A 10,996-nucleotide genomic window follows, 5' to 3' on the forward strand; every position below is an offset into this window, starting at 1 on the left:
CGAGCAGTGGGCTGGACCGAAGGGGCAGTCAGTGTTCGACAGCCTAGCGAGCCTGCTGACCGAAACTGAAGGCATCCGCGAGATCACCCAGTGAACCGTTGCTGAGCAGGTCAGATACGCTGCCGGACCGCAGTCGCGCCACAACCGAGCGTAGCGAAATCCGTTGCTGTGTCAGGGAAGTGCGATATGCGGCAAGGCCGGTGATATGGAGTTCCGAACCGGTGGCGCGGATTTCCTTCACCATATGAATAGTGTCACTATCCGTACGGCCGGATCCGGACGTACCAGCCAAAGTATCTGTTACGCCGTGTCTCCGTCGGCGGACTCGCCGCGCAGTGTGGCCAGTACGCCGGCCAGTTCGTCCGGTTTGACCAGCACGTCACGTGCCTTGGAGCCCTCGCTCGGACCGACGATGCCGCGGGTTTCCATCAGGTCCATCAGCCGGCCGGCCTTGGCGAAACCGACGCGCAGCTTGCGCTGCAGCATCGAGGTCGAGCCGAACTGCGTCGACACCACCAGCTCGACGGCCTGCAACAACACGTCGAGGTCGTCGCCGATGTCCTCGTCGATGTCCTTCTTGGCCTTGGCCGGTGCCGTGACGTCCTCGCGGAACTCCGGCTCGCGCTGGTTCTTGCAGAACTCGACGACCTCGCTGATCTCCTGCTCGCTGACCCAGGCACCCTGCAGCCGCATCGGCTTGCTGGCGCCCATCGGCAGGAACAGGCCGTCGCCGCGGCCGATCAGCTTCTCCGCGCCGGGCTGGTCGAGGATGACCCGCGAGTCGGCCAGCGACGAGGTGGAGAAGGCCAGCCGGGACGGCACGTTTGCCTTGATCAGACCGGTGACGACGTCGACGGACGGACGCTGCGTGGCGAGCACCAGGTGGATGCCGGCGGCGCGGGCGAGCTGCGTGATGCGTACGATCGCGTCCTCGACGTCGCGCGGCGCGACCATCATCAGGTCGGCCAGCTCGTCGACGATCACCAGCAGATACGGATACGGCCGGTATTCGCGCTCGCTGCCGGGCGGCGCCGTGATCTCGCCTTTGCGCACCTTGCGGTTGAAGTCGTCCACGTGGCGTACGCCGGAGGCGGCCAGGTCCTCGTAACGCATGTCCATCTCGCGTACGACCCACTGGAGCGCGTCGGCGGCCTTCTTCGGGTTGGTGATGATCGGCGTGACCAGGTGCGGGATGCCCTCGTATGCGGTCAGCTCGACCCGCTTGGGGTCGACCAGCACCAGCCGCACCTCGTCCGGAGTTGCCCGGGACAGCAAGGAAACCAGCAGCGAGTTGACGCACGACGACTTACCGGAGCCGGTCGCGCCGGCCACCAGGATGTGCGGCATCTTGGCCAGGTTGGCGACGACGTAGCCACCCTCGATGTCCTTGCCGAGGCCGACCAGCATCGGATGGTGGTCGCGGGTCGCGGCGCCACTGCGCAAAACGTCGCCGAGGTTGACGTCTTCCCTGTCGGCGTTGGGGATTTCGACGCCGACTGCGCTTTTTCCGGGGATCGGGCTGATGATCCGTACGTCCGGGCTCTTCACCGCGAGCGCGATGTTGCGGGACAACGCGGTGATCCGCTCGACCTTCACCGCCGGTCCGAGCTCGATCTCGTAGCGGGTCACCGTCGGGCCGCGGGTGAAGCCGGTGACCGCGGCGTCCACATTGAACTGCTCGAAGACCGTCGTCAGGCTGTCGATGACGGTGTCGTTGGCCTTGCTGCGCACCTTGCCGGGCGGGCCGGACTTGAGCAGGTTGGGCGGCGGCAGCTTGTAGTCGCCGTCGCCGGCGGTCAGCGCGAGTTGCTCCGCGCGCGTCGGAGCCGGCGAGTGCTCTGGCGGCTCCTTGCGCGTACGCGGTGTCGGGACGCTGGTCGTGCTGACACCGGCTGCCGCGGCGGCGACCTCGGCCGGGCTCGCCTCTTCGGCGGTCGCCTGGCCGTCGACGTCGAAAACGTCGGTGTCCTTGGAAAGCGCGCCCTGGCGGCGCCGGGACGGCCGGCGGCGAGGCGGCGGCTCGTCGCCCGCGGCGGCCTTCAGGTCTTCCGGGTCGAGCGCCTCGGTCGCCTGCTCGTCGATGCCGTCGCCGGTGTCATCGTCGGTGTCGTCGTACTCCTGGTCGCGGCCGGTCACCCAGTCGCGGAACTCACGTATCCGCGCGGGGATCGTGTTGATCGGCGTCGCGGTGATGACGAGGATGCCGAAGACCGAGAGCAGCGCGAGCACTGGCGCGGCCACCCAGATGGTGACCGCCTTGGCCAGCAGGCCACCGGTGACGACTCCGACAAGGCCACCGGTGTGCTGGCGGGCCGGCAACTGCTCCGGCGAGCCGGCGATCAGGTGGATCAGGCCGAGTACGCCGATCGCCAACGCCGTCCAGCCGACCACGCCGCGGCCGGCCGTACCCTCCTCCGGCGCCTGCCGCATCAGCCGGATCGCGCCGGCCAGCAGCAACACCGGCGTCGCCATCGCGCCGGCACCGATCATCGTGTGCAGCGCGAGCGCGATCACCTCACCGACCGGCCCCGCCGTCTGGAACCAGATGCCCGCGCCGCACAGGATGCCCAACGCCAGCAGCGCGAACCCGGCGCCGTCGCGCCGATGCGCCGGGTCCAGGTCGCGAGCCGTCGCGGCCTGCCGGAACACCGCACGGGCCAGCCAGCCGACCGCGCGTGCGAGCAACATCCAGATGCCGGCGACGAGACGGCCGACACCGACCACGATCATCAGCAGGACGCCGTTTTGCGGCGGAGCCGGCCGGCTCGCCGCCGTCTTGCGCGGCGTACGCCCCGCCGCCCCCGCCGCCGGCCGCCGCCCCGCCGGCCGCGACGACCCGGCCCGACCCGCGGTCCGCGTGCTCGGCGTACCACCGGTCGCGCTGGCCCGCTTACGGCCAGCGGTCGTACCGGCTCGGGAAGGCATACCCTCCACGCTACCGGTTGGCCTCCCACGGACCACCCCTTTACCACCCGTGTCATGGCCCTCATCCGTTACGAGGGTCACCGGAGGGGGCGCGGGTGGCGCGGCGGCGAGGGTGTGGCGGCCGATGCGGCCGTGAGGAGTGGTCGCGGCGAGGAGGTGGTGGCGAGGTGGTGGTGGGTCAGCCTGATTGTCGGGTTGGGGAGGTGGTGTGTCCTCATGTTTGTTGCGTTGGGGGGTGGCGCGTCTCTTGGTTGTTGCGTTGGGTGAGTGGTTGGGCCTTCATGTTTGTTGCGTTGGGTGAGTAGTTGGGCCTTCATGTTTGTTGCGTTGGGTGGGTGGTGGTTTTCGCCTGCGCGGCGGGCGCTCCTGCGCGGAGGGCGACCTCAAGGGAGGGGGCGCGGGAACGCCAATCGGTGTGCATTGAGGGTGCGGGTGGCGGTTTCGTGCGGGGCTGGGTCTTCCGGGCTTGCTCGTTCTCCCCGTCGGCGGGCAGAACGAGCACGCCAGGTCACGTGTGGGAAGCAACCCGTCGGTATGGACGCCAAACGATCGTGCTGGGGCGACCGGCTGCGTAATACTTGTTTAACAAGACATCAAAACGGACATCTGTTGCAGTCGAACGGTCACAACAGCATTATCAGCCTCAGTAGTCACACCCGTCACAGCCTCCAGCGATCGCGGCAGCATGAAAGCCTTGCTTCTTGTGTCCAACGCAAGTAACTCGACATTCATGCCATCCGCGAAACTCGAAAACCGGACATTTAGCGCTCCATATACCTTCTCGTCCCACATCGTGGACCTTCTCGCCACAGAGCGGGACGCCACGGCACCGCCGGCGCCCCAGCCACAGTCCTGGTCCGGTTTGTCCGGACCCACCCACAGACCAACCGCACCCGCGGCACCCAACCGGACCAACAGCGAGACCCCGCGCGCCCCTCCCCGTGAAGTCGCCCTCCGCGCAGCAGCGCCGGCCACGCAGGCGCACCCCCAAAACGGAACAATCAGGAAAATCCAACCACTACAAGCCGATCACTTAACCCCAGCCTCAGACCTCCAGGATGGTGGGGATGATCATGGGCCGGCGGCGGTAGGTGTCGGAGACCCATTTGCCGGCGGTACGGCGGACGATCTGCTGCAACTGGTGGGGGTCGCTGACCTCGTCCTGCGCGGCCCGGTCGAGTGCTTCGGTGATCAACAGCAGGACGGGCTCGAACGCGGCGGGGTCGTCGCTGAAGCCGCGGCCGTTGACGAAGGGGCCGCCGACGACTTTGCCGGTGACGGAGTCGACGACGACGGTGACCGCGATGAAGCCCTCGTCGCCGAGGATGCGGCGCTCGGTGAGTGACGACTCGCCGACGTCGCCCACGTGCAGGCCGTCGACGTAGACGTATTCGTTGTCGACGTGGCCGACCAGCCGGGCGACGCCGTCGACCAGGTCGACCACGTCGCCGTCCTCGGCCAGCACGACGTTTTCGGCGGGTACGCCGGAAAGCTCGGCCAGCCGGGCGTGGGCGCGCAGGTGGCGCCACTCCCCGTGCACCGGCATGACGTTGCTCGGCCGCGTGACGTTGAGCAGATAGAGCAGCTCGCCGGCCGGCGCGTGGCCGGAGACGTGCACCATGGCGACCTCTTTGTGGATCACCGTGGCGCCGAGCCGGGACAGGCCGTTGATCACCCGGTAGACCGCGGTTTCGTTGCCCGGCACCAAACTCGACGCGAGTACGACGGTGTCGTCCGGCTGGATGGTGACGTGCCGGTGGTCGCCGGAGGCCATCCGGCCGAGTGCGCTCATCGGCTCACCCTGCGAGCCGGTGGACATGAAGACCACCTGGTTGGCCGGCAATGTCGTCGCCTCGTCCAGCGGGACCATCAGGTTTTCCGGGATACGCAGCAGGCCCAGGTCACGCGCCGACCCCATGTTGCGCACCATCGAACGGCCGACAAAGGCGACCCGGCGGCCATGTGCGGCGGCGGTGTCGAGCACCTGTTGTACGCGGTGCACGTGGCTGGCGAACGAGGCGACCACGATCCGGCCGCGAGCCTGCCGGAAGACGTCGTCGAGCACCGGACCGATCTGACGCTCCGGAGTGACGAAGCCGGGGACCTCGGCGTTGGTCGAGTCGGACAGCAGCAGGTCGACGCCTTCCGCGCCGAGCCTGGCGAAACCGCCGATGTCGGTGAGCCGGCCGTCCAGCGGCAGCTGGTCCATCTTGAAGTCGCCGGTGTGCAGCGCGACGCCGGCCGGCGTGCGGATGGCGACCGCGAGCGCGTCCGGGATCGAGTGGTTGACCGCGAAGAACTCGCAGGCGAAGTCGCCGAGCTGCTCGGTGTCGCCTTCCTTGACGGTCATCGAGTACGGCTGGATGCGGTGCTCCCGCAGCTTGCCTTCGACCAGCGCCAGGGTGAAACGCGAGCCGATCAGCGGGATGTCCGGCTTGAGGCGGAGCAGATACGGTACGCCGCCGATGTGGTCCTCGTGGCCGTGCGTCAGCACGACCGCCTCCACGTCGTCGAGCCGGTGCTCGATCGCCGAGAAGTCCGGCAGGATCAGGTCGACGCCGGGCTGATCGGCCTCCGGGAAGAGCACCCCGCAGTCGACGATCAGCAGCCGGCCGCCGTATTCGAAGACGGTCATGTTGCGGCCGATCGCGCCGAGGCCGCCGAGCGGGATCACCCGCAGCGCGCCGGCCGGCAGCTCCGGCGGCGGACCCAGCCGCGCCGTACGGCCGTGTGCGGTGCCGTGCGAAGAAGTCGTCACGCCGGAATCTCCACGCCGCCGGCGGTCAGGTCGGCGATCAGCGTCTCGACCTGCTGGTCGGTCGCGTCGACCAGCGGCAGCCGCACCGGACCGGCCGGCAGGCCAAGCAGCCGCAGCGCCGCCTTGGTGAGGATCAGGCCCTGCGTACGGAAAATCCCGGTGTAGACCGGCAGCAGGCTCTGGTGCAGCTCGGCCGCGCGTCGCACGTCACCGCGCTCGTACGCGTCGAGCATGTCGCGCAGCCGTACGCCGACCACGTGGCCGACGACCGAGACGTGACCGACCGCGCCGATGCTGTAGAGCGGCAGGTTGAGCATGTCCTCACCGGAATACCAGGCGACACCGGAGCGCGCCATCACCCACGACGCGCCGGCGAGGTCGCCCTTGGCGTCCTTCACGGCCAGGATGCGCGGATGCTCGGCGAGTCGTACGAGCGTGTCGGTCTCGATCGCGACGCCGGTGCGGCCGGGAATGTCGTACAACATCACCGGCAGGTCGCTGGAGTTGGCGGCCGCGGTGAAGTGGCGGTAGAGGCCCTCCTGCGGCGGCTTGTTGTAGTACGGGCTGACCAGCAGCAGGCCGTGTGCGCCGGCCTTCTGCGCCGTCGCGATCACCTCAAGCGTGTGCCGCGTGTCGTTGTTGCCGGCGCCGGCGACGATCGTGGCGCGGTCGCCGACCGCCTCGACCGCGGCCCGCAGCACGGTCTCCTTCTCCGGGTCGGACAGCGTCGGATACTCGCCGGTGGTGCCGTTGACGATCAGACCGTCGTTGCCACCCTCGTCGACCAGGTAGGTCGCGAGCCGCTGGACGCCATCGACATCGATGCCGCCGTCTGGCGTCATCGGCGTGACCATCGCGGTCAGCGCGCGGCCGAACGGCCGCGCGCGATCCTTAGTGGTACTCATAACTCTGCAGGTTATCGGATGGCAGTCCATTGCCGGTCAGCGCAAACGCACTTGACGACCTGCGTCACTTCCGCTGTCTGAGCCGGCGGCCGATCTCTCTGTCGACGCGGTCGTTGAGGTCGGCGAGCTGGCTGTCCGAGAGGGTGCTCAGGTCGCCCGGTGGCGCGCCGCCGGCACTGCCCGAACCGTACTGCGTGCCCACTCCACTTCCGTTGCGGTCGGCCAGCGAACCGCACCTGATCTGGCTGTTGTCGGCCCGGTAGAGGCAGGTCGCCTGCGGGCCTTGCAGGTCGCCGGCGCCCTGCACCCGGTAGAGCACGTTCTGCGAGTTGCCGATGGTGGCGACCCAGCGGTTGCCGGACAGCGGCGCGACCTCGAAGATCACCAGGTTCTGCCAGTTGGGGAGGTCCTGGTAGTCACCCTTGATCCGCTGGATGATCGCCGCGTCGGACACCCACGACGGCTTCAGGTGATAGACGGTCAGTGGCGCGAGGGTGCCACTGCGCACAGTGGACGCGACGGCCGCGAGCGCCGAGATCGCGGTCGCCGAGCCGCGGCCGGTCAGCGGCGTCACGTACACCCCGGCAGCGCGGCCGGCGACGGGCAGCACGAACTCGGAGTTGTTCCCGGAGTTGGCGGTCTCCTCGTCGAGCTCCCAGCCGGACGCCTGGAACCACCAGTCCCAGAACGAGCCGATCGCCTGCGTCGCCTCGCGCTGGTGGCGGGCCAGGCTGAGCGGATACGCCGGACCGGGCACCTTCGCGGTCGCGCTGACCGTCACCTGACCGGTGTGCCCGTCGTAGATCGCCACCCCGGCCGGCCGCTCGCTGGTCACCAGCCAGCCGGTGATCTCCTTCAGCGGCACGACCACCTTCGGCGTCGAGCCGGCGCAATACGCGTACGCGTCGTCATTGTCGAACCGCAGCCAGCGCCGCTCCTCGGCGATTTTCCGACCGAGGTTGTGCGACCACCAGCCGCTCAGTCGCGCGTCGGCGCCGTCGCTGAACCGGCAGATCGTGCCGCTGCCGCGGCCGGTGAGCGGGATCTTCTGGCTGAGTGCCACGTCGTATCCGGTCAGCCAGCCGCGCTTTTCCACCAGCGTCGCGAACGCGTCCTCCTCCGGCAGATAACTCGTGTCGAAGATGTCGCCCGGCACATCGCCGAGGTTGGACTTCGCCTGCGCCGACGCGACCTGGAACGGCGCACGCTGGTCGAGCTGGCGCAGCACCGTGTTGGTGACGTTGACGCTCGACAGATAGGAGCGCTCCTGGGCGTACGAATGGAAGAACAGCCACCCGACCACCACCAGGATCCCGAGCGGGATCAGTGTCCACGGCAGCCAGAGCTGGTCACTCCGGTCGGCCCACCACAGCGCCAGGCCGGCCACCACGACCAGCGCCAGGATCGGCAGCCACCAGAACATGTTGGCGCGGATGTTCCACCAGAGGATCGTCGAGTAGTACGGCGCGAGCCAGACGAACGCCGCCACCAACACAGCGACGACCGCGACTCCGATCGCCAATCCACCCCACGGCGCCCCGTCGGCCGCTCTGCCCCGAGCTCGGCTGGACGACATGTTCCCCGCACCTCCTCAGCGGCCCCGCAGCCGCTCACACGAAGAAGGTTATGGGGCCGGTGCGACCGTTTTGAGGTGCACGAGATTTGTTGCCATCACGACACATGTCGAGTACGCGAAAACGGCCGTGGAAGGCCCCGCACATGGGGTCTGGGGCGCAGCCCCAGGGCAATAACAGGAGCGCGCCGGTCCAGGCTTCACCTGGACGTGGAAGGCCCCGCACATGGGGTCTGGGGCGCAGCCCCAGGGCAATAACAGGAGCGCGCTGGTCCAGGCTTCACCTGGACGTGGAAGGCCCCGCGACGCGCCGGTCGGGGGTCCGAAACGTCACGGGGCTCACTACGGTCATCGCCGCAGGTACGGGAGGTGTTACAGCTTCGCCAACAAATTTTTCGGCGAACTTCTCAGGCTTGCGTGTGGGTAAAGGTCAGCTCTCCGCAACAAGGGGGCTGTGCGCCACCTCTGTGCCGTCCGGCAGCGTGCCGATGGTGAAGTCGGCGAACACGTTCGGCGCGACTTTCTGCAGCTCACGCAGGCAGTCCACGGCGAGCGCGCGGATCTCCACGTCGGCGTGTTCGCTGGCGCGCATGCCGATGAAGTGGCGCCAGGCGCGGTAGTTGCCGGTGACCACGATGCGCGTCTCGGTGGCGTTGGGCAACACCGAACGCGCGGCCTGCCGGGCCTGTTTGCGGCGCAGGGTCGCGTTCGGCGCGTCGGCGAACTTCTTCTCCAGGCCGTCCAACAGCTCCTCGTACGCCTGCAGGCTGGCGTCGGTGGCGGCGACGAACCTGGCGTGCAGCTCGGGGTCGTCGGCGATGACGTCCGGCTCGACCATCGCGGCGTCGCGCTCCGGCACGTACCGCTGCGACAGCTGGCTGTACGAGAAGTGCCGGTGCCGGATCAGCTCGTGCGTGAAGGACCGTGACACACCGGTCATGTAGAAGGTGACCGTGCCGTGCTCGAGCACCGACAGGTGACCCACGTTGAGGATGTGTGTCAGATAGCCGGCGTTGGTCGCGGTCGCCGGGTTTGGCTTGTTCCACGACTGATAGCAGGCACGTCCGGCGAACTCGGCGAGCGCCTCGCCGCCGTCGGCGTCCGTCTGCCAGGGCACGTCGGCCGGCGGCTCGAAGTGCGTGTACGCGATCACCTGGACGCGCGGCGCGGCGATGGACAAGACACGGCTCCACTTCGGCGAAGGTCCCTCGACGGTACCTCCACGACGACCGCGACATCATCTCTGACATCACGATGACTTGCATGACGTCAGAAATGATGTCATGATGACGCCATGGACCTGAACATTCACATCGACAACCTTCGCCGAGAGCTGGTTGCCGTCGCCAATACCGGAAATCCGGAGATCGTCAAGGCCGGCGAACTGCTGGCGAAAGCCGTCGAGTCGGCCGCGCGGCTGGGCCTGATCGAGGTGCTCAGCGACGCAGCCGAAGAGGTCACCGGCGGCCTGGCCGCGCAGAACTACCCCGCCGAAGTGCAGGTGCGCATCCGCGGCCGCGAGGTCGAGATGGCGGTGACACCACCAATGACGCCACCACCGACACAAGAGGTGGCGGAGCAGCCGGCCGAGCCGGAGCCGGACGCCAACGAGAGCTATTCCGCGCGCTTCACGCTGCGGATGCCTGAGCAGGTGAAAGCGCACGTCGAGCAGGCCGCGGCGGCCGATGGCATGAGCGTCAACGCCTGGATCGTACGAGCCATCCGCTCGTGGCGTCCCGAGCACCATGGGCACCAGGGGCACCAGTACGGCCAGCACGGCGGCTGGGAGGACTGGACCGGCGGCTGGGGCAAGCAGCACGGCCGCAAGAACAGCCGGATCACCGGATATTCGCAAGGCTGACACGAGAACTTCCTCGAGGAGAGATCCCCCATGCATGAGTTCGAAACCCCGCGGCCGGTCCGTGTCCAGGTCCGGATCGCCGCCGGTGAGGTCACCATGACGTCAGCTGACGTCACCACGACCACGGTCGACATCCAGCCGTACCCGGCGGGCGACGACAGAGCGGTCGAGGCGATCGCACGGACCACCGTCGAGCAGCGCGGCGACACGATCGTCGTCTACTCCCCCGAGCGCGGCGGCTTCATGCGCCGTACGCCCCGGCTGCACGTGACGATCATCGCGCCGCTGCGGTCGTCGCTGGAAAACCGCGTCGGCAGCGCCGACCTGCACACGTACGGCCCGCTGTCGGACATCCGGCACCGGTCAGGCTCCGGCAACACCACCATCGAGCACGCCACCGGCGACATCACGATCGACTGCGCCAGCGGCGACACCAGGATCGAGCGGGTGGACGGACGGCTGCGGCACAACAGCGCGAGCGGCGAACTGCTCGTCGGCACCGCGAACGGCCTGCTCACGGCCAACAGCGCGAGTGGCAACATCCGCATCGACTCGCTGCGCGGCCCGGCCAAGGTCATCAACGCGTCCGGCGACGTGACGGTGGAGCGCGCGTACGAAGGCGATGTCTATCTCCAGGCGCTGTCCGGAGACATCACCGCCGGAGTGCCGGCCGGGGTGCGCTTCTACATCGACGCCAACGCGCTGAGCGGCCGCGCCGAGAGCGACCTGCCGGTCAGCGATCACGCCGACGGCGGCGGCCGGCCGCCGCTGACCCTGCGGTTGCGCGCCTTCAGCGGCAACATTCGGGTCGTCCGCGCTCCCGGTGAGAAGACGTTCGCGGAAAGCACAGCCGGATCCCCCACTGAGGTCCGGCTGGAGAAATAGAGAAGAAGCCGCGGCGGTGATGCAACCCTCGGGGGGTGAATCACCGCCGCGCTTCTGCGCTCAGAGACTGTTGGGGAGCTGAGGTGCGC

General features: G+C 68.4%; 8 protein-coding genes. 2 read left to right on the forward strand and 6 right to left on the reverse strand.

Annotated elements, in window-relative coordinates; all coding sequences use genetic code 11:
- Nucleotides 1-43: 43 nt before the first annotated feature.
- The 6 genes from GNX95_RS15170 to thyX form a co-directional block, all read right to left on the reverse strand.
- A complete protein-coding gene (locus tag GNX95_RS15170) occupies nt 44-244 on the reverse strand; it encodes a hypothetical protein (protein WP_163507711.1) in 201 nt (66 codons plus the stop codon).
- Between the two features lie 56 nt (nt 245-300).
- Nucleotides 301-2,925, reverse strand: a complete 2,625-nt coding sequence (locus GNX95_RS15175) for a DNA translocase FtsK (RefSeq protein ID WP_163507712.1) — start codon at nt 2,923-2,925, stop codon at nt 301-303.
- A 1,045-nt stretch (nt 2,926-3,970) separates the two neighbouring features.
- Nucleotides 3,971-5,683 (reverse strand): ribonuclease J, encoded by a 1,713-nt coding sequence (locus GNX95_RS15180; protein WP_163507713.1) that lies wholly within the window; start codon nt 5,681-5,683, stop codon nt 3,971-3,973.
- Nucleotides 5,680-6,588, reverse strand: coding sequence for a 4-hydroxy-tetrahydrodipicolinate synthase (gene dapA, locus GNX95_RS15185; RefSeq protein ID WP_163507714.1), 909 nt, complete (start codon nt 6,586-6,588; stop codon nt 5,680-5,682). The genes GNX95_RS15180 and dapA overlap by 4 nt, the downstream gene beginning before the upstream one ends.
- A 64-nt stretch (nt 6,589-6,652) precedes the next feature.
- Nucleotides 6,653-8,164 (reverse strand): MerC domain-containing protein, encoded by a 1,512-nt coding sequence (locus tag GNX95_RS15190; protein WP_163507715.1) that lies wholly within the window; start codon nt 8,162-8,164, stop codon nt 6,653-6,655.
- Nucleotides 8,165-8,591: 427 nt separating this feature from the next.
- Nucleotides 8,592-9,341 carry an FAD-dependent thymidylate synthase gene (gene thyX / locus GNX95_RS15195; RefSeq protein WP_163507716.1) on the reverse strand — a complete coding sequence of 250 codons (750 nt, stop codon included), beginning with the start codon at nt 9,339-9,341 and terminating at the stop codon, nt 8,592-8,594.
- Nucleotides 9,342-9,455: 114 nt separating this feature from the next.
- Here thyX and GNX95_RS15200 point away from each other — a divergent pair, with 114 nt between their 5' ends.
- Complete coding sequence (locus tag GNX95_RS15200; protein WP_163507717.1) at nt 9,456-10,022, forward strand: toxin-antitoxin system HicB family antitoxin; 567 nt, start codon at nt 9,456-9,458, stop codon at nt 10,020-10,022.
- Between the two features lie 30 nt (nt 10,023-10,052).
- Entirely contained in the window at nt 10,053-10,907 is an 855-nt protein-coding gene (locus GNX95_RS15205; RefSeq protein WP_163507718.1) for a DUF4097 family beta strand repeat-containing protein, read from the forward strand.
- The last annotated feature ends 89 nt before the right edge of the window (nt 10,908-10,996 follow it).

The organism is Fodinicola acaciae, assembly GCF_010993745.1.
Lineage (GTDB): Bacteria > Actinomycetota > Actinomycetes > Mycobacteriales > HKI-0501 > Fodinicola > Fodinicola acaciae.

Excerpts from the sequence above, each read along its gene's own strand:
- dapA (WP_163507714.1), bottom strand. The coding sequence starts at position 6,588 with ATGAGTACCACTAAGGATCGCGCGCGGCCGTTCGGCCGCGCGCTGACC.
- GNX95_RS15205 (WP_163507718.1), top strand. The coding sequence starts at position 10,053 with ATGCATGAGTTCGAAACCCCGCGGCCGGTCCGTGTCCAGGTCCGGATC.
- GNX95_RS15175 (WP_163507712.1), bottom strand. The coding sequence starts at position 2,925 with ATGCCTTCCCGAGCCGGTACGACCGCTGGCCGTAAGCGGGCCAGCGCG.
- GNX95_RS15200 (WP_163507717.1), top strand. The coding sequence starts at position 9,456 with ATGGACCTGAACATTCACATCGACAACCTTCGCCGAGAGCTGGTTGCC.
- GNX95_RS15190 (WP_163507715.1), bottom strand. The coding sequence starts at position 8,164 with ATGTCGTCCAGCCGAGCTCGGGGCAGAGCGGCCGACGGGGCGCCGTGG.
- GNX95_RS15170 (WP_163507711.1), bottom strand. The coding sequence starts at position 244 with ATGGTGAAGGAAATCCGCGCCACCGGTTCGGAACTCCATATCACCGGC.